At 67.6% G+C, this 18122-nt stretch carries 20 protein-coding genes; 11 read left to right on the plus strand and 9 right to left on the minus strand.

What is annotated here, in order from left to right; all coding sequences use genetic code 11:
- The first annotated feature begins 38 nt into the window (after nucleotides 1-38).
- Together BXA00_RS20135 and BXA00_RS20140 are read left to right on the plus strand one after the other, a co-directional pair.
- Nucleotides 39-962: an ABC transporter ATP-binding protein gene (locus tag BXA00_RS20135; RefSeq protein WP_076522027.1), complete on the plus strand. Its 924-nt coding sequence runs from the start codon at nucleotides 39-41 to the stop codon at nucleotides 960-962.
- A complete protein-coding gene (locus tag BXA00_RS20140; RefSeq protein WP_076520202.1) occupies nucleotides 959-1720 on the plus strand; it encodes an ABC transporter permease in 762 nt (253 codons plus the stop codon). The genes BXA00_RS20135 and BXA00_RS20140 overlap by 4 nt, the downstream gene beginning before the upstream one ends.
- Before the next feature lie 60 nt (nucleotides 1721-1780).
- Here the strand turns inward: BXA00_RS20140 and BXA00_RS20145 are convergent, their stop codons facing one another.
- The 3 genes from BXA00_RS20145 to BXA00_RS20155 form a co-directional block, all read right to left on the minus strand.
- Nucleotides 1781-2491: a glutathione S-transferase family protein gene (locus tag BXA00_RS20145; protein ID WP_076520203.1), complete on the minus strand. Its 711-nt coding sequence runs from the start codon at nucleotides 2489-2491 to the stop codon at nucleotides 1781-1783.
- Nucleotides 2492-2656: 165 nt separating this feature from the next.
- The gene (locus BXA00_RS20150; RefSeq protein WP_076520204.1) at nucleotides 2657-3079 is read right to left on the minus strand and encodes a DUF4168 domain-containing protein; all 423 of its coding nucleotides are present in this window, start codon (nucleotides 3077-3079) and stop codon (nucleotides 2657-2659) included.
- A 213-nt stretch (nucleotides 3080-3292) separates the two neighbouring features.
- The gene (locus BXA00_RS20155; RefSeq protein ID WP_076520205.1) at nucleotides 3293-4108 is read right to left on the minus strand and encodes a sulfite exporter TauE/SafE family protein; all 816 of its coding nucleotides are present in this window, start codon (nucleotides 4106-4108) and stop codon (nucleotides 3293-3295) included.
- Nucleotides 4109-4229: 121 nt separating this feature from the next.
- Between BXA00_RS20155 and BXA00_RS20160 the strand changes: the two genes are divergently transcribed.
- A complete protein-coding gene (locus BXA00_RS20160) occupies nucleotides 4230-4997 on the plus strand; it encodes a helix-turn-helix domain-containing protein (RefSeq protein WP_076522028.1) in 768 nt (255 codons plus the stop codon).
- 79 nt (nucleotides 4998-5076) lie between these two features.
- On the opposite strand, the gene BXA00_RS20165 is transcribed toward BXA00_RS20160, so the two are convergent.
- A complete protein-coding gene (locus BXA00_RS20165; protein ID WP_076522029.1) occupies nucleotides 5077-5721 on the minus strand; it encodes a hemolysin III family protein in 645 nt (214 codons plus the stop codon).
- Nucleotides 5722-6107: 386 nt separating this feature from the next.
- On the opposite strand from BXA00_RS20165, the gene BXA00_RS20170 reads away from it, so the two are divergent.
- Together BXA00_RS20170 and BXA00_RS20175 are read left to right on the plus strand one after the other, a co-directional pair.
- Nucleotides 6108-7244: a PHB depolymerase family esterase gene (locus BXA00_RS20170; protein WP_076520206.1), complete on the plus strand. Its 1137-nt coding sequence runs from the start codon at nucleotides 6108-6110 to the stop codon at nucleotides 7242-7244.
- A 185-nt stretch (nucleotides 7245-7429) separates the two neighbouring features.
- A complete protein-coding gene (locus tag BXA00_RS20175; RefSeq protein ID WP_076520207.1) occupies nucleotides 7430-7954 on the plus strand; it encodes a DUF1993 family protein in 525 nt (174 codons plus the stop codon).
- Between the two features lie 57 nt (nucleotides 7955-8011).
- Here BXA00_RS20175 and BXA00_RS20180 read toward each other — a convergent pair whose 3' ends face one another.
- Together BXA00_RS20180 and BXA00_RS20185 are read right to left on the minus strand one after the other, a co-directional pair.
- The gene (locus tag BXA00_RS20180) at nucleotides 8012-8509 is read right to left on the minus strand and encodes a VOC family protein (protein ID WP_076520208.1); all 498 of its coding nucleotides are present in this window, start codon (nucleotides 8507-8509) and stop codon (nucleotides 8012-8014) included.
- Between the two features lie 67 nt (nucleotides 8510-8576).
- Complete coding sequence (locus BXA00_RS20185; RefSeq protein WP_076520209.1) at nucleotides 8577-8933, minus strand: DUF1428 domain-containing protein; 357 nt, start codon at nucleotides 8931-8933, stop codon at nucleotides 8577-8579.
- 171 nt (nucleotides 8934-9104) lie between these two features.
- On the opposite strand from BXA00_RS20185, the gene BXA00_RS20190 reads away from it, so the two are divergent.
- Complete coding sequence (locus BXA00_RS20190; RefSeq protein ID WP_076520210.1) at nucleotides 9105-10079, plus strand: GlxA family transcriptional regulator; 975 nt, start codon at nucleotides 9105-9107, stop codon at nucleotides 10077-10079.
- A 10-nt stretch (nucleotides 10080-10089) separates the two neighbouring features.
- On the opposite strand, the gene BXA00_RS20195 is transcribed toward BXA00_RS20190, so the two are convergent.
- The gene (locus BXA00_RS20195; RefSeq protein WP_076520211.1) at nucleotides 10090-10542 is read right to left on the minus strand and encodes a GNAT family N-acetyltransferase; all 453 of its coding nucleotides are present in this window, start codon (nucleotides 10540-10542) and stop codon (nucleotides 10090-10092) included.
- Nucleotides 10543-10794: 252 nt separating this feature from the next.
- On the opposite strand from BXA00_RS20195, the gene BXA00_RS20200 reads away from it, so the two are divergent.
- On the plus strand, nucleotides 10795-12420 hold the full coding sequence (locus BXA00_RS20200; protein WP_076520212.1) for a methyl-accepting chemotaxis protein: 1626 nt from the start codon (nucleotides 10795-10797) through the stop codon (nucleotides 12418-12420).
- Between the two features lie 5 nt (nucleotides 12421-12425).
- Here the strand turns inward: BXA00_RS20200 and BXA00_RS20205 are convergent, their stop codons facing one another.
- Nucleotides 12426-12845, minus strand: coding sequence for a hypothetical protein (locus BXA00_RS20205; protein ID WP_076520213.1), 420 nt, complete (start codon nucleotides 12843-12845; stop codon nucleotides 12426-12428).
- Between the two features lie 216 nt (nucleotides 12846-13061).
- On the opposite strand from BXA00_RS20205, the gene BXA00_RS20210 reads away from it, so the two are divergent.
- Nucleotides 13062-13850 (plus strand): PhzF family phenazine biosynthesis protein, encoded by a 789-nt coding sequence (locus BXA00_RS20210; protein WP_076520214.1) that lies wholly within the window; start codon nucleotides 13062-13064, stop codon nucleotides 13848-13850.
- A gap of 40 nt (nucleotides 13851-13890) precedes the next feature.
- Here BXA00_RS20210 and BXA00_RS20215 read toward each other — a convergent pair whose 3' ends face one another.
- Complete coding sequence (locus tag BXA00_RS20215; RefSeq protein WP_076520215.1) at nucleotides 13891-14745, minus strand: helix-turn-helix domain-containing protein; 855 nt, start codon at nucleotides 14743-14745, stop codon at nucleotides 13891-13893.
- Between the two features lie 257 nt (nucleotides 14746-15002).
- Between BXA00_RS20215 and BXA00_RS20220 the strand changes: the two genes are divergently transcribed.
- The 3 genes from BXA00_RS20220 to BXA00_RS20230 all read left to right on the plus strand — a co-directional run bounded on the left by BXA00_RS20220 (nucleotide 15003) and on the right by BXA00_RS20230 (nucleotide 18068).
- Nucleotides 15003-15896, plus strand: coding sequence for a fumarylacetoacetate hydrolase family protein (locus tag BXA00_RS20220; protein ID WP_369825578.1), 894 nt, complete (start codon nucleotides 15003-15005; stop codon nucleotides 15894-15896).
- On the plus strand, nucleotides 15893-16678 hold the full coding sequence (locus BXA00_RS20225) for an alpha/beta fold hydrolase (protein ID WP_076520216.1): 786 nt from the start codon (nucleotides 15893-15895) through the stop codon (nucleotides 16676-16678). Before BXA00_RS20220 ends, BXA00_RS20225 begins: the two co-directional genes overlap by 4 nt.
- A 73-nt stretch (nucleotides 16679-16751) precedes the next feature.
- A complete protein-coding gene (locus BXA00_RS20230) occupies nucleotides 16752-18068 on the plus strand; it encodes an amidohydrolase family protein (RefSeq protein WP_076520217.1) in 1317 nt (438 codons plus the stop codon).
- The last annotated feature ends 54 nt before the right edge of the window (nucleotides 18069-18122 follow it).

Consider the following 18122-nt stretch of genomic DNA (forward strand, 5'->3'; position numbering starts at 1 on the left):
GGTAAAATCCCCCGGCTATGGTCAAGTTGGGGGCTCGCGTGCAGCCAGTCATATCGGTACAAGGCTTATCCAAGCAATATGCGTCGGGGTTCCAGGCGCTCAAGAACGTCAGCCTGGACATCCAGCGCGGCGAGATTTTTGCCTTGCTCGGGCCGAACGGCGCGGGCAAGACCACGCTGATCAGCATCATCTGCGGCATCGTCAATCCCACCCACGGCACGGTGCTGGCCGACGGCCACGACATCGTCACGGACTTTCGCGCGGCCCGCTCCAAGATCGGGCTGGTGCCGCAGGAAATCTCCACGGACGCCTTCGAAAGCGTCTGGAACACCGTTACCTTCAGCCGCGGCCTGTTCGGCAAGCCGGCCGATCCCGCCTACATCGAAAAAGTCCTGCGCGACCTGTCGCTGTGGGACAAGAAGGACAGCCGCATCATGGCGCTGTCGGGCGGCATGAAGCGGCGCGTCATGATCGCCAAGGCGCTGTCGCACGAACCGGCCATCCTGTTCCTGGACGAACCCACCGCGGGCGTCGATGTGGAGCTGCGGCGCGGCATGTGGGAAATGGTGCGGCGGCTGCGTGAAAGCGGCGTCACCATCATCCTGACCACGCACTACATCGAGGAAGCCCAGGAGATGGCGGATCGGATCGGGGTGATCCGCCGCGGCGAGATCATCCTGGTCGAGGAAAAGAATGCGCTCATGGCCAAGCTGGGCAAGCGCCAGCTCGCGCTGACGTTGAAGGCGCCGCTGCCGGGCATCCCGACGGCGCTGGACGCCTACCAGCTCGACCTGTCCGCCGACGGCTACAAGCTCGTCTATACCTACGACAACGAGCGTGGCGGCGACATCTCGCGGCTGCTGCAGGACCTGAGCCGCCTGAATATCGAATTCGCGGATCTCAACACCTCGGAAAGCTCACTCGAGGACATCTTCGTCAGCCTGGTGCACGGTCAATCATGAATTTCTACGCCATTCGCGCCATCTACCTCTTTGAAATGGCCCGTGCCTGGCGCACGCTGATGCAAAGCGTGCTCTCGCCGGTGATTTCCACTTCGCTCTACTTTGTCGTGTTCGGATCGGCCATCGGTTCGCACATGGTCGAGATCGACGGCGTCAGCTACGGCGCGTTCATCGTGCCGGGCATGATCATGCTGTCGCTCCTGACGCAAAGCGTCGCCAACGCCTCGTTCGGCATCTACATGCCGCGCTTTTCCGGCACGATCTACGAGATCCATTCGGCGCCCATCTCCTACGTCGAAATCCTGATGGGCTACGTGGGGGCGGCGGCCAGCAAGTCCATCATCCTGGGCCTCATCATGCTGGCGACCGCGAGGCTGTTCGTCTCGTTCGAGGTGGCGCATCCGCTCTGGATGCTGTCCTTCCTGGTGCTGACCGCCGTGACGTTCAGCCTGTTCGGCTTCATCATCGGGATCTGGGCCGACGGCTTTGAAAAGCTGCAGATCATTCCGCTCATGATCATCACGCCGCTGACCTTCCTGGGCGGCACGTTCTATTCCATCAACATGCTGCCGCCGTTCTGGCAGACCGTCACGCTGTTCAATCCGGTCGTGTACCTGGTCAGCGGCTTTCGCTGGGCATTCTTTGGCGTCTCCGACGTCAGCGTCGAGATCAGCGTGGGCATGACGGTGGCGTTCCTGCTGGCCTGCCTGGTGGGCGTGCGCTGGATCTTCAAGACGGGCTATCGGCTCAAGACCTGAAGGGTCAAGACCTGCGGCGTCAAGACCCGCGGCGTGAGGCCTGAGCGCACCGCGCCGCGCTCAGGCCGCCTGCGTCGCCGGTCTCACCGCCGCGCGGCGCGCCAGCCCGCCGAATGCGTCCAGCAGCCGCTCGCGCCAGGCGTACACCGGGTCGTCCGCGTCCAGCAGCGCCAAGGGGCTGGTGCAACGGGCCCACATGAACATCCCGAAGACCGAATAATCCGCGTAGCCGGGCGCGCTGCCCGCCAGATAGGGCTGCTTGCCCAGCGTCTGGCGCAGGGGCAGCAGCGCGGCGCGCAGCTCGGCGATGCGGTCCGCGTAGCCGGCCGGCAGGTCTTCAAGCCGGCCGAATCGCTTCTCGCGCGTCGCACGGAAATAGTCCTTGTCCTTGTCGTGGATCAGGCCGTGGATCTCGGGCAGCAGCAGGCGTGCCAGCACGGGCACCAGCGTGGTGTCGGCCCACGCATTCACGAACTGACTGAGCGGGCGGGCGTGATCGCCGCCAAAGAGCGAGGGCCGCTCAGGAAACGTGTCTTCGAGGTAGCAGGCGATCTGCCAGGAGTCGCTCACGACGTGCTCGCCGTGAACCAGCACCGGCACGAGCTTTTGGCCGGAGAAGCCGATGGCTTCCTTTTCGGTGAAACGCCAGGGGATGGTCTCGGCGGTCAGGCCCTTGTGGGCCAGCGCCATGTGCGTCTTCCAGCAATGCGGGCTGAAGCGCAACGCGGCATCCGCGCCGGCCAGATCGTAGAGGGTGAGTTCCGGGGTCAAGTTGCGGTGCTCCTGGAGGGCGTCCAAACAAGGGTCTGGCGCCTAGGATAACCGCTCGGCCATCGCCGGCAAACGCGTCCCGCCCTGGGCGAGGCGCCGCGTACCCCGGGCAGGCGGTCGCGTCGCCTTGCCGCGGCGGGGCACACGGCGGCGTGTGCAGGCCGCTTAGCGACGCGCGGGCGTGCCCGGGCCCATCTTCATGAGCCGCTCACGAAGCTGCGGGTCCTGCTGCACGGCCTGTCCGATGCCGTTGAACTCTTCGACGGTCAGGCCGTCGGCGCGAACCAGCTGCACCATCTTTGCGTCCGCTTCCTGGACGACCTTCTGCTTGGCGTCGTCGGTCTTGGCGGCATCGACCTTGGGGCGGTACTCGTTGACGACGCCCGAGATTTTCTGCGAAGCCGAGGCGAACTTCTGCAATTGCTGGTCCGTGGGCTGCCGCACGGCGGGGGCCATGCCGGGTTGAGCCTGGGTCTGCGCCTGGCTCTGCGCCTGGGGCTGGCTGGCCTGCTGGGCCAGGGCAGGGGCACCGGACAGCGCCGTCGTCAGGATGGCGGCGGACAGGAATCCATAGGTGGAACGCTGCATGAAATCTCCTAGTTCCGGTTGAAAGTCCGACCATGATGACGAGCGGGGCGGGACGGGCACAAGTTTCGCGATGTGTTTTCCTGTGTCGCTAGGCCACCATTTGCCGGGCAAGCCCTTGCAGGGCGGCCCCAGGACACGCGTCCGAAACGTTTTGCGCGGTTTGGTAGTCGCTGCTGGCGGCGATGTGTCCGCAGGTTTATGCGAAAAGGGCGGCTAGAGCGCGATCATGCCGATCATCACGAGGATCAGCAGCAGCACGTAGACGCGTGCGTGCAGGCGGTCGGCAATGCGCGGAATCAACGGCGCGGCCAGCCGGATGCCGGCCAGCGATCCCAGCGCCAGCGCAGCGAAAGCCAGCAGGTCCACATAGCCCACGATCCATGGCGGCAGCGCCTGCGGCGCCTGGCGCGCCGCAGCCAGGTAGGCAAGCGTGCCCGCGAGCGCGACCGGCAGGGTCAGCGGGTTGGCCATGGCGGCGGCCTTGGCCATCGGCAAGCCGCGCCGGCGCAGCAATGGAACGGTCATGACGCTGCCGCCCACGCCCAGGAAGGCGGCAATCGCCCCGATGCCCAGGCCGCCGGCCATCGTGGCCGCACGGCCCAGCGCACGGGGCGCCGCGCCAGCGCCTTGCGACATGAAGCCCTGGCGCAACAGGCAATCCAGGATCGTCACGCCCAGGTAGGCGATGAAGGCATGGCGCACGAAGCCGCCATCGACGCGGGTGGCGGCCAACGCGCCCAGCAGGGCGCCCGCCGCGATGTAGCCCGCCAGCGGCCACACATAGTCGCGAACGATGTTGCCCGCGCGCAGGTGCCTGTGCGTGGCAGACGCCGAACTGACGATCATGACGCATGTGGAGGTCGCCACGGCGATGTGCATCGCTGATTGGCCAATTGCGTCATCCGCGCCATGCATGGCCGTCAGCAGCCCGTACAGCGCGGGCACCACCACGAAGCCGCCGCCAAAGCCGAAGAGCACCGTGGTGATGCCGCAAAGGCCGCCAATCAAGACCAACGCCAGATAGAACATGCCGCCATTCCTTGCAGGAAAGCCGCCACGATAGGGGCGCCGCGCCTGGCCCGCTTTCGAGGATGGGACAATGATGTTTTCGTTTCGGCCAAGCCGCCGCCTTGCGAACGCGGCATGCACCATGCGCAACACCCATATCGACCGGCACGACGGCCTCGCCCGTCCGGTGGTCGCGATCGGCAACGACTATCCCCGGGGAGAACTGCTGCCCGACCACGCCCATCGGCGGGCGCAGTTGCTCTACGGCGCCACCGGCGTCATGCACGTGGCCACGCGCGACGGCAATTGGGTGGTTCCGCCGCAACGCGCCGTCTGGATTCCGGCAGGCGTGACGCATCGGGTCCGCATGCTGGGCGTCAGTACGCGCAGCGCCTATATCGAACCGGGCGCGGCGCGCGCGGGCAGCAAGTCCTGCGAGGTGATCGAGGTGTCGCCGCTGCTGCGCGCGCTGCTGCTGGAGGCCGTGGACATGCCCGCCGCCTATGACCCGCGGGGCCGCGACGGGGCGCTGGCTGCCTTGCTGTTGCACGAGGTCGAGCGCGCGGCGGTGCTGCCGCTGCATATCCCCTTGCCGCGCGACAAGCGGCTTGCGCCGCTATGCCGCGCTTTCATCGCCGCGCCCGATGCGCGCCTGCCGCCGCAGGCGTGGGCGGACCGCCTGCACATGAGCGCGCGTACGTTCAGCCGGACCTTCCGGCGGCTGACGGGCATGGCGTATTCCGAATGGCGCCAGCGCGCCTGCGTGGCGCTGGCCCTGGCCCGTCTGGCAGCCGGGGAGCCGGTCACGGCGATCGCGCTGGACTTCGGGTATCAGAGCCCCGCGGCGTTTTCCACGATGTTCCGGCGCGTGCTGGGCCGGCCGCCGAAGGAATACCTGCGTCAGGGATAGGCTGACGGGATAGGCGAACGCGCGGTGGACGGCGTCGCCGAGCGTGTCCCCGACGTCCGCCGGATGCGGCGGCCGCGCGTCAGGCGGCGTACCAGAAGACCGCGAAGAAGTGGCAGACCGTGCCCGCCAGCACGAACAGATGCCAGATGAAATGGCTGTAGCGCCAGCGGTTGTCGAACACGAAGAACACCACGCCGCCCGTGTAGGCCAGGCCGCCCGCCACCAGCCACCACAGGCCGCCCGAGGGCACCCGCTCCAGCAAGGGCTTGACGGCGATCACGACGATCCAGCCCATCGCCAGGTACAGCCCGGTGGACAGCGCAGGCCGGTTGAGCCGCTTGCTGGCCTTCAGGCCCACGCCCAGCAGGGCCAGCCCCCAGACCAATCCGAACAGCGTCCAGCCCCAGGGCCCGCGCAACGCGCCCAGCGCAAACGGCGTGTAGGTCCCGGCGATGAGCAGGTAGATGGCCGAGTGGTCCAGCACGTTGAAGATCTGCTTGGCGCGGCAGCGGGGCAGCGCGTGATAGATGGCGGACGCCAGGTACAGCAGGCACATCGAGGCCGCGAACACCGCGGCGCCGGCGATGAAGGCCGCATCGCCCTGGCGCGCGGCGGCCGCGATGAGGAGCGGCGTGCCGGCCAGCGCGCCGGCGGCGCCCAGCCCGTGGCTGATGCTGTTGGCGATTTCTTCGCCCAGGGTCTGGGGACGGTCGTTGGGAAACATATCGGCGCCTGCTTGGAACAAGTCGTCCACCATAGGCCTTTTGCCGCGGGCGCTCAAGGGCGCGCGCGGCATGGCGCCGACGGATGCGGCGCGGGTTTGATCTGGTGCAAACGGCGCGGGCCGTGACCGTCCGTTCACGGGGCGGCCGACTAGTTACTCTGTGATACATTTAACACGCGAACGACCTGGCGGCCGGCCTGGCGGACAGCCGCGCGGACCGCCGTGGCAGAGACGGCGCCCGGGCTGCATCGCCGGCGTGGCGCCCACATCCGGCGCCAGGCATCCGCCTTGCGGAGCGGCCTGGCCGCGACGACTGCCGTCCGGCGCCGCGCCCCTTGGCCCGCCGGGCCGTGCGGCAAACAGCATCTACCGAACAGGCCCCAGCCATGGCGCGCAGTTTCAGCAGTCTGTTTTTCAAAGCGGCAAAAAAGATCTCGCGCCTGCAGCGCGCGGCGATGCGCATGGCCACGCCCAAGCCGCCGCGCAAGCGCGCGACGACGGCGCGCAAGGCGGCCAAGGCAGTCAAAGCAGTCAAAGCAGTCAAGACGGCCCGTGCGCCCGGGGCGGGGCGGGCGGCAGTGCCCGCCGCGGCCGCGCTGGGCGCCGGGCGTTGGGAAGCCTCGCGCCAATTCTCCGACGGCGCGGGACGCCGTTTGGCCTTCGCCCGCTATACCCCTGTGACGGAAACGCCCGGCGGCCGGCCGCTGGTCGTGATGCTGCACGGTTGCCGGCAGACGTCGTCGGCGTTCGCGCAAGGGTCGCGCATGAACCAGTGGGCAGACGCCGGCGGTTTCATGGTGCTGTATCCGCAGCAGTCCTTGACGCGCCAGGTGCAGCGCTGCTGGCGCTGGTTTCAGCCGAACGACGATCACGGCGGCGCCGAGGCCGACCTGATCGCGGCCATGATCCGCAACGAGGTCGAGCGCCATGGCCTGGACCCCGAGCGGGTCTACGTGGCGGGCCTGTCGGCCGGCGCGGGCATGGCCGCGCTGGTCGCCTTGCGGCATCCCCGCCTGATCGCGGCTGTGGCCATGCACTCGGGGCCGGTCGTGGGCGATGCGCACAGCGCGGCGGGCGGGATCGGCACGATGCGCCGGGGCAGCATCAAGCCCTTGGTGCCGCTGTTGGCGTCGGTGGCGGACCCCGCCGTGTTCCAGCTCGGCATGCCCGCGCTGATCCTGCACGGCCAGCTCGATCCGGCCGTCGCCCCGCGCAATGCGAAGCAGCTGTTCGAGCAGTTCCGCGCCGTGAATGTTCCTGACCCGCATGTCTTGCCAATCGAGCGGGTGATGGGGTTGGGGACGGAAAAGGCCTACCGCCGGGTGGATCTGATGCGCGGCCGCAAGACGGTGCTGCGCCTGTGCGAGATCACGCGGCTGGAGCATGCGTGGAGCGGCGGCGACCCCGCCGTGCGGTATCACGCGCGTACCGGGCCGGATGCCTCCGCGCTGGTGTGGCGGTTCTTCCAGACCCAGCGCCGCGTGGGCGCGGCGGTCACGGCGGGTGCAGGAATGCCAGGGTGACGGGGTCAGGGTCAAGGGCTTTCCCGCCGGCGCCCGAACGGCCCGGCCCATTGTTCGGACGCGAAGAAAGGTCATGTCGACCCCGCCGGTGGCCAGCGAGCCCTGGGGCGGCGTAAGATCGCGGCAGTCCCGCGGCGTCCGGAGCGCGGCGCGCCGGGCCCATCACCCTGACGGAAATCATCGCCATGCCCCTGTCCATGTACCAGGCGTCCGTGCCTGTCTTTCTCCGCGGCCTGAATGTGCTGGCGGCGCTGCTCGAAAAAGCCGCCGCGCACGCGCAGGCCGCGGGCATCGATCCTGCCCAGCTCGTGAACGCGCGCCTCGCGCCCGACATGTATCCGCTGTCGGGCCAGATCCAGCGCGCGAGCGACGCCGCGAAATTCGCCGCGCAGCGGTTATCGCAGGGCGAGGCCCCGAAGTTTCCGGACAACGAGACCACGCTTGCACAACTGCAGCAGCGCATCGCCGACACGGTCGCCTACCTGCAAAGCGTGACGCCGGAACAGATCGAGGGCGCCGAAGGCCGCCGCATCACGCTGAGCTTCGGCGAATTCAAGCCCGAGTTCCAGGGCGACGACTACCTGCTGACGTTCGCGCTGCCGAACTTCTACTTCCACGTGACGACCGCCTACGGCATCCTGCGCCAGGCGGGCGTGCCGATCGGCAAGCTGGATTTCCTGGGCGCGTATCCGCAACCCGCGCCCAAGTAGCGGACCCTGGGGCGGCCGGTCGGCGCGCGCCGCCTGGCCGGGCCGCTCCGCATTCTTTTATCGCTTGGCCGGGTCGCCGCAGCCTTCCATTGCGCCCATCTTCGCCATGTTCTGCTGGATTTCCTCGGGCGTGAGGTCCTGCTTGTGGGTGGCGATCGACCAGCGGTGGCCAAACGGATCCACCACCTGCCCATAGCGGTCGCCCCAGAACATGTCGGCCGCGGGCATCGTCACCTGCGCGCCGGCGGCAACAGCCTGCGCGATGGCGGCGTCCGCGTCGGGCACGTACAGGTGCAGGACGGCGGGCGTGCCCTTGAGCGCCTTCGGCCCCAGGCTGCCCCATTCCGGAAAATCATCCATCAGCATGAGGACCGAGTCGCCGATGCGCACGGCCGCGTGCATGATCTTGCCGTTGGGGCCGGGCAGCCGCATGAGCTCCTCGGCGTTGAACGCTTCCTTGTAGAAGGCGAGGGCGTCGGACGCGCCCTCGCACACGATGTGCGGCGTCAGCGTGTGCATGCCGTCGGGGATGGGCTTGACTGCTTGGGTGGCCATGATGTGTCTCCAGGTTGTCACGCGGCGGCGGCGCTGTGCGCGGCGCGGGCCTTGCGTACGAGTTGTGCTAGTTGCCGACCAGGGTGGCGAATCCGCCCCAGCACATGCGCTTGACGTCGAACACGCCTTCGCAGCACATGTCCGCCAGGCGCGGGTCGGCCATGACTTTGGCGTTGATCCGGTTGCGGTCGTCCTTGCTGGGATACAGGATCCAGGCGAACACCACGACCTCGCCCTCGCGCGCGCCGGCCGCCGCGCTGAACGACGCAAAGCCTTCGCCGTCGATGTCGTCGGCCACGCCTTCGCGGTAGTCCAGCGCGCCGTGTTCGCGCCAGATGCCCTCGGCTTGCTGCGCCATTTTCTTGTACGTCTCCAGGTTGGCCTTGGGTACGCACAGCAGGAAACCGTCTATGTACTTGTCCATCGATCACTCCTCACGTCCGTGTTGTTCTGGTTCGAGCCGGGACGCCCGCAAGCCGTCCGGGCCGCCGTCCGGATTTCTGGACCGGCTGGTGCCACTGTATCGGGATCGGCGCCGCTTTCAGATAGGAGATTGCGACAATCTTGCGGGTGGATTGCGTCAGCCTGCGGCGGTATGCTTGGCGACATGAAAAACGTCGCGTTCCTGCTGCCACAAGGGGCCAATATTGCGTCCCTGGAAACCGCGCGCCACGGATTCATGGTGGCCAACGAATACCTGCGCGCCCATGGCCGCGAGCCGCGCTTTCACGTGCGCACGCTGGCCCTGACGCGCGAGGTCAGCCTGGACGAAGGACGCATCAAGGTGGTGGCCGACATGGTGCTGGCCGACGCCACCGACATCGACATCTGCATCGCGCCGCCGCTGCTGGGGTCGGTGTCGGACGCCGTGCTGTCCAATCGCGAACTCATCGAATGGCTGTCGCGCCATCACCGCAACGGGGGCGAGGTCGCCAGCCTCTGCGTTGGCGCCGCGCTGCTCGCGGCGGGCGGCGTGCTCGACGGCCAGCAGGCGGTCGTGCATTGGGTGGCGCAGAACCTCTATGCCAGCCTGTTTCCCTCGGTGCAGTGGACCAGCGACCGCGTGGTGCTGGCCGAAAACGGGGTCTACACCAGCGGGGGCGCGTTTTCGGCGGCGCACCTGGTGCTGCACCTGGTCGAGAAATACACCGACCGCGACACCGCGATCTGGTGCGCCAAGTACTTCCAGCTGGACTGGAGCCGCCAGAGCCAACTGCCGTTTTCCGTCTTCATGGGCCAGAAGTCGCATGCCGATGACATCGTGCGCGCGGTGCAGGAATACATCGAAGGCCGCTATCCGGAAAAGATCACGGTCGAGGAACTTGCCGGCCGCCACGCCCTGGGCCGCCGCACGCTGGAACGCCGGTTCCGCCAGGCCACGGGCAACAGCATCGTCGAATACCTGCAGCGCGTGCGCGTCGAAGCCGCCAAGCAGCGGCTGGAGACCTCGCGCAAGAGCGTCGCAGAGGTCATGTACGAGGTCGGCTACAACGACACCAAGGCCTTTCGCGACATCTTCAACAAGTACTGCGGCATGTCGCCGGTGGGCTATCGCGAACGCTACCAATAGCCGCGACGGTTCAGCCCTGGTAGCGGTAAACGCGCGTGTCGCGCATCACGAAGCCGGCCGACTCATACAGGTGGTGCGCCGACAGCCGTCCCGGATTGGAGGTCAGGTCCAGCGTGCGGGCCTTCAGTTCGCGGCTCTTGGCAATGGCCGCGCGCGTCAGCGCCATGCCAACCTTCAGCCCGCGCGCCTGCGTGTCCACCACCACATCCTCGATCCATGCGCGCACGCCTGTGGGAATGCGAAAGTGCACCAGCGTCAGCGTGCCCACGATGCGCCGGTCAGGTCCCATCGTGGCGATGAACAGGTGATTGCACGGGGCATGAATGATTTCATCCAGGTCCGCTTTGGACAGGGGCGGCGCGCTCTGTGACAACTGGGGCAGCAGGCGCGCGAACGCCTGCACCAGGCTGTCGTCCGCCTGCGTCGCCAGCGCGACGTCCACGCCATTTTCCAAGGGTTTCATGCGGGGTCTCCCAGTGCTGCACCGCGCGGTGCGGGACGTTGTGCCGATCTTAGCAATGTCACCGTGGCGCGCAGGCAGACGGTTGTCTTTGTCCGAGCGCAAACAATCGCCACGTAAATGTTTGCTAAATGTGTCAGGAACAATACACTAGGGTTTTCCCTTGTTCGATGACCTATGACATTTCCGTGTGCTGGCGCTGTGCCTGATTGCACGGCGATGACGGGAGATCGACGCTCCTGGACGAAAGACCCCATGAAGACCCTCCGCACCTATTTCGTCAACCTGGCCATCGGCTCGCGCCTGGCCCTGGGCTTTGGCGCCGTGCTGGCGTTGTTGCTGGCCCTGGCCGGCGTTTCGCACTACGAACTCACACGCATCGGCAACATCAACCGCACGATCACCCAGGAGACCTGGATCAAGGCCAGCGCCATCTCGACGGTCGACGTGACGACGCGCGCCAATGCGCGGCTCAACCTGGAACTGTTCGTCAACGCGAATCCGGCGGCCGCCGACAAGTTGTTCCAGCAGATCGACGCCAACCGCCAGCGCATCGACGAGGCGCTGGCCACGCTGCGCCCCTTGATGAAGACGCCGGACGCCAGCGACCGGCTGCGCACGCTGGAAGCGGCGCGGGGCCGCTACGTGAAGTCGTTCCAGTCAGTGGGCGCGATGCTGCGCGGCGGCGAACGCGAGGCCGCCCGCCAGCGCCTGCTGCAGGAGACCCTGCCCACCCTGGACAGCCTGCAGGATCACATCATCGCGCTGTCGCGCCAGCAGTCCGCCGACATGGACGAAGCCGGCCTCGCCGGCCGCGCGGTCATCGAGGAGGCCGAGCGCCTGAACCTCGCGCTGTCGGGCCTTGCGCTGGCGTTGGGCGCCTTGTTTGCGTGGCAGGTCAGCCGTTCGATCACCCGTCCGCTCGCGCGCGCGGTCAAGGCAGCCGAAACCGTGGCGGGGGGCGACCTGGGCCAGCGCATCGAGGCCGGTTCCAAGGATGAGACCGGGCGCCTGCTCCATGCGCTGCAGGACATGCAGGACAGGCTGGCGGGCGCGGTGCGCGCCATCAGGAATGGGTCTGAAACGATCTCCAGCGCCTCGGGCCAGATCGCCGCGGGCAATGCCGACCTCTCCAGCCGCACGGAAGAACAGGCGGCATCGCTGGAAGAGACGGCGGCCTCGATGGAGGAACTGGCTTCCACCGTGAAGCAGAACGCCGACAACGCCCGCCAGGCCAACCAGCTTGCGGCCAGCGCATCAGAAATCGCCGTGCGCGGGGGCGCCGCGGTGTCCGCCGTGGTGGGCACCATGCAGGACATTTCGGCCAGTTCGCACAAGATCTCCGACATCGTGTCCGTGATCGACGGCATCGCGTTCCAGACCAACATCCTCGCGCTCAATGCGGCGGTCGAAGCGGCCCGCGCGGGCGAGCAGGGCAAGGGCTTCGCGGTCGTGGCGGGCGAGGTCCGCTCGCTGGCCCAGCGCAGCGCCCAGGCCGCGCGCGAGGTCAAGGCCCTGATCGAGGAGTCCGCCGGCAAGGTGGGCGAGGGCGCACGCCAGGTCGAAGGCGCCGGCGCGACCATGCAGGAGATCGTCACGGCCGTCCGGCATGTGACCGACATCATGGGTGAGATCGCGGCCGCATCGCACGAACAGGCCAGCGGCATCGACCAGGTGAACCGCGCCGTCGCGCAGATGGACGAGGTGACGCAGCAGAATGCGGCCCTGGTCGAAGAAGCGGCCGCCGCCGCGGGCTCCATGCAGGACCAGGCCCGCGAACTGGTGCGGGCGGTGGGGGTGTTCCGGCTGGCCGAGGATGGCGCGCGGCGCGGGCAGGACGCGGCGCCGCTGCGCGCGCCCGGCACGCTGAGGCTGGCGTAGGCGGGCTATTTGCCGCAGGCGGCCTGCAATGCCTTCATCTGCGGGCTGCCGTCGGGAAAGCGCACGAATTGCACCTGGCTTTCGTCCAGGCCTTCGTCCTTGATGGCGGCGACCAGGCTTTCGTCCATGTAGTAGCTGGTCGTCGGCAAAAAGCCCACGCGCGACTGGCGGCAATTGAACAGCACGTCCGTCACCGACCGGTTGAAGCGGCCGCGTCCCTTGTCCGCGCCGGGAATGGTCTGGGCGGCGGTGTAGCGCAGTTCCATCTTGCCCCTGGCGTTGCCGGACGCCTGCCGGCTGTCGGGCAGGGCGCCGATCCGGATGGAAACGTTGGGGTGGTCCGGCCGCGGCGGCACGTCGAACCATTGCTGCGCCTGCGCGCCCGCGCTGGCCAATAGCGTGGCCGTGGCGGCGAACGCAGCCATTGCGGGCAGCAGGCGGCGGGCGTTCAGACCCGGGAGGCCGGGAGGGCGAGCAAAAACGGCAAACGGTAGGCGCATGGTTGGTCCGTGGTCGAAAGCGGTTTTCTTCTGCCGCCCGCCCGGTGAACACGGCGGTCGTGGCACGCGCCCGGGCAGGGGCCTCAAATGTAGCAAAATGCGGTCTGGTGCCGCGCGCGCGACACATTCCCCGGATTCATCATGCCCCAATTCGATCTCTATCAAGTAGACGCCTTCTCCGCCGCGCCCTTTGGCGGCAACCCCGCGGCGGTCGTGCCGCTGGATGCCTGGCTGCCCGACGACATCCTGCAGCGCATCGCCGAAGAAAACAATCTGTCCGAAACGGCCTACTTCGTCCGCAACGGCGAGGGGTACGAACTGCGCTGGTTCACGCCCGCGGTCGAGGTCGACCTGTGCGGTCACGCGACGCTCGCATCGGCCTATGTGCTCTTCGAGCAACTGAACGCCGGCCAGGACGTGCTGCGCTTTGCCACGCGCAGCGGCGAGCTGCGCGTGCGCCGCGCGGGCGACCGGCTGGCGATGGACTTTCCGGCCAAACAGCCGCAGGCCGAGGAGATCCCGCCCGGACTGCTGCAGGCGCTGGGCCTGCCGGCTGCGCAAGCTCTGTACCGCACCGACGACTACCTGGTGGTGATCGAGGACGAGGCGCTCATCGCCGGCCTGCAGCCGGACTTCGCGGCGCTGGCGGCCTTCGACGTGCGCGGCGTGGCCGTCACCGCGCCGTCGTCGCGCTTCGACTTCGTGTCGCGCTGGTTCGGCCCGCGCGTGGGCGTGAACGAAGACCCCGTGACCGGCTCCGCGCACACCTCGCTCGCGCCGTACTGGGCGCAGCGGCTGGGCAAGCGCACGCTTACCGCGCAGCAGGGCGGGGCGCGCAAGGGCCAGCTCGTGTGCGAGGTGCAGGACAACGGGCGCGTGGTCATCAGCGGCCAGGCGGCGCTGTACCTGCGCGGGACTATTCATCTCTGAGCCCCGCCGTGCACCGCGGGGCATTGCCACCTGCCCCGCGTCATGAAACGCCGGTCAGCAGGTGCGGCGCCGCGCCTGAGGCCGCGCGCCGAAAGCGCGAGGGCGAAACGCCCATGTGATCGCGGAAGAACCGCGAAAAATTGCCGGGAGTGGAAAAGCCCAGGTCCATGGCGACCGACGTGAGCGGCTGTTCCTGATGCACAAGCCTGCGTACGGCTTCTTCCACGCGGACCGCGCTCCAGAACACCTGGGGCGTGGTGTTGAGCTGGTCGCGGAACAACGCAAAAAAATGGCCGCGCGACAGGCCGACCTTGGCCGCGATGTCTTCCACTGCAACGGGTTCGTGGACGTTTTCGCGCATGTAGGAAATGGCGCTGCGCAGCCGGTGATCCAGCGTTTGCGGCCGGGGCGCCACGCCGGGCGGCCGTCCGGCCTGCGAGGAGGATTCGATGGCCGCCTGCAGCAGCGCCTGCACCCCGGCGTCGATATCGTCGCGCGTGTGGCCTAGCGGCGCGACGATCTTGTCCAGGAGGCTCCAGCAGCTCTGGCGGACAGCTGCGTCGATGGGCACGCCAGGCGTGGCGAACTGAAACGGCCGGCCGGTGGCGGCGCGGCGTTCGTCCAGCCACGGCCGGGCAATGTACAAGACGAGGAACACCGCCGGCCCCGAGCGATCGAGCAATCGCGCGTCGTGGGATTCATAGGTGTTCGTGCCCAGCGCAAGGTGCTCGCTGTAGCGCACCAGCTTCGAACCGACTCGGGCCTCGGCTCTGGAGCCGCCCAGCCAAAGCGCGAGCTGCACCTCGGCATGCGCGTGGGCGATCAGGTCGCCCCGCAATTCGAGTACGACCGCGCGGCCAAATGCGCCTTCGTGCAAGGCATACGTCTCTTGCATGATTGTCTCCATGGTTCTGGTCGGACGATGAGCGCGTTCATCGCCGTCGGGGAGCCTCGTTGTGCCCCGGCCTTTTTCGGGAATTTTAGGGGCGCTTGACACGTTTTCAGGTACCCGCAGGGGCTAGGTGTATTCACCTAGCACGCCATCTGACTCTGCGATAAGTTCCCGCACTCGGCGATAAGCGCCGGCCCCGTGCCGTCTTTACAGTGGTGCCTACCGGTGTGGCGAAAGTCTGCCGACCGATTTTCAAAGGCATGAAGGAGACTGCGGTGCGCATTGCAAGTTACGTATTCAACGGGGAGCCCGGCGTCGGGCTGGTGTCGGGCGATGGCCTGTCGGTGACGCCGCTGGCGCTTGACGACGCGGGCAGGCAGATCGGCGTGCAGGCCGTGATCGACCTGCTTGCGGCGGGCGGCAGGCTTGCGGAGGCGGGCGCGCCCCTGCCGCTGGCGGACGTGGTCCTGCGCGCGCCCTTGCCCCGTCCGCGGCGCAATCTCTGGTGCGTCGGACGCAACTACCATGCGCATGCCAAGGAGCTCTCCGAGTCGGTTTTCAAGGATAACGATGCGGACCCGCAATCCTGGCCCATCGTGTTCACCAAGGTGCCGGAATGCGTGGTGGGGCCTCGGGCGCAGGTCCTGCTGCCAACCGGCGTGTCGGAACAGATCGACTACGAAGCCGAGCTGGGCGTGGTCATCGGCAAGGCGGGCAAGAACATATCGCGTGGCGCGGCCCTGGACTACGTCTTCGGCTACACCGTCATTAACGATGTCACCGCGCGCGACGTGCAGATGCGGCATCAACAATGGGACATGGGCAAATCGTTCGACACGTTCTGTCCGATGGGACCGTGGATCGTCACGGCGGATGAGTTCGATGGGACGAGGACGCGGGTGCGCTGCTGGGTCAACGGCGAACTCAGGCAGGACGGCCTCACCGAAAACATGATCTTCGATATTCCCACCCTGATCGAAACGATTTCGCGCGGCATCACGCTCTACCCGGGCGACGTGATCGCCACCGGGACGCCAGCTGGCGTCGGGATGGGCATGAAGCCGGCGCGCTATCTGGCGGCAGGCGACGTGGTGCGGGTGGAGATCGATGGCCTGGGGGCCATCGAAAACGCATTTGTCCAGGAGCAGGCATGACCACACGCCACATCAACGGCCTCTCGGTCGAAATCGACGGCGCAGGCCCCGCGCTGCTGTGCATTCATGGGCTGGGCGGGTCCTCCAATACGTGGACCCCCATGATGGGCGCCTTTTCCGGTTTCCAGGTCATCCGCCCGGACCTGCCGGGCAGCGCGAGGTCGGCGTTGCCGGGCCAGCCCCTGTCCATCGAGGGGTATGTCGAATCGATGGCGCGCCTGATCGAGGAACTGGGCGGCGAGCCCGTGCACGTCGCGGCGCACTCGCTGGGCACCATCGTGGCCCAGCATCTTGCCCTGCGGCACCCGGCGAAGGTCCGTTCGCTGGCTCTGTTCGGCCCGCTAGCCGCGCCGCCCGATGCGGGCAGGCCTGGCATCCGGGCGCGGGCGCAACTCGCGAGGGAGGGGCCGGCGGCGTTGCAGGAGATCGCCGACGCCATCGTCAAGGGCGCCACCAGCAGCCGCACCAAGGCGCAACAGCCCGCCGTCCTGGCGCTCGTGCGCGAAAGCGTGATGCGCCAGCCGCCGGAGGGGTATGCGCAGAGCTGCGCAGCGCTTGCCGACGCGCAGGCGGCGGACCTTGAACGCCTCGGCCTGCCGGTGCTGCTGGTTACGGGCGACGAAGACGCCGTTGCGCCGCCCGCCAACGTGCAGGCCATGGCGGCGCGCATCGCCGGCAGCCGTCACACGATCCTGCAGGGCTGCGGCCACTGGACCACGTATGAGCAGCCGCAGGCCTGCGCCGAGGCATTCGCGGCATTTCACGCGGCCCGGCCCGGCTAGGTCCCTCCCGAATCACCCCGACGTTCCCACCCATAAGAATGCCGGCCCCCGACGGGCCGCGAGGAGACTATTCATGTCCAGAATTGCGATCACCAACGTCGTCATCTTCGATGGAAGCGGCGAGGATGTCTTCGACGGCGAAGTCCTGGTGGACGGCGCGCGCATCGCCGAGGTCGCGCGCCTGCCCGAGCGGGTCAGCCGCGACGGCGCGCGCGTCATCGACGGCAAGCGCCGGTTCATCATGCCCGGGATGACCGAGGCGCACACGCACTTTTCCTGGAACGACCAGCCCACGCTGGCGGCCATCCAGTTCATGCCGCCTGAAGAACATATCCTCTGGTGCGTGCGGGTCGCCAAGCGCTACCTCGAGATGGGATGGACCTCTGCGATCGGCGCCGCCGCCGCCAAGCCCCGGCTGGACGTGGTGCTGCGCAACGCGATCGAGGCCGGAGAATGTCCGGGTCCGCGCTACCTGGCTGGCAGCCAGGAGATCACGACCATCGGCGCGCTGGGCGACAACACGCTGCCCCACATGCACTTCGAGGAACTGAGCTTTGGCAGCGTGTGCAGCGGCCCGGAGGAAATCCGCCGGTCGGTCCGCACCTTCATCAAGTACGGCGTCGACCATCTGAAGATCAACCTTTCGGGCGAGTACATCGCCGGCCTGCCGGCCGAGATGTCGCCGTTCGCCGAGGACGAGATCGCCATGCTGGCGAACGAGGCCAAGCGGTACGGCAAACGCGTCGCCGCGCACGCGCGGTCCAGCGAATCGGTCAAGCAATGCGTGCGCCACGGCATCGAGATGATCTATCACGCCAGCTTCGCGGACGACGAGGCGCTGGACATGCTGGAGGCCAACAAGGACAAGCACTTCGTCGCCCCGGGTATCGGCTGGCTGGTGCGCACCGCCTACCACGCGTCCGACTACGGCATCACGCCCGCCGTCGCCGAGCGCATGGGCTACAAGCGCGAGCTCGAGATCGCGGCCGAGAGCCTGCGCAAGATGCACAAACGGGGCATACGCATCCTGCCTGGCGGCGACTACGGTTTTGCCTGGATGCCGCATGGCACGAATGCCAATGATCTCCAGTATTTCGTCGACTACATCGGCATGAGTCCGGTCGAGGCGCTGGTGGCGGCAACGCGACTGGGCGGGCAGATCATGCAGCGGCCGGATGAGCTGGGCATGCTGCGGCCGGGCTACATGGCGGATGTCGTCGTGGTGGATGGCAATCCGCTACAGAACCTTGCGTTGCTGGCCGATCCGGACCGGATCGTCCTGGTCATGAAGGACGGCAAGGTCTACAAGGACACCGGGGCAGCGGTTCAGGGCGGCGCGGCGGGGTTGGATGCCGCCACCGTCCCGCTTGCCGAGCCTGCGCTGGCGTGAGGCAAGGGTCCGGGCGGCGTTCAGGGCAGGGGGCGTCGCTTCGCCCGCTTTCAT

The sequence above is a fragment of the Achromobacter sp. MFA1 R4 genome, from assembly GCF_900156745.1.
In the GTDB taxonomy this organism is placed as follows: Bacteria; Pseudomonadota; Gammaproteobacteria; order Burkholderiales; family Burkholderiaceae_B; genus Achromobacter.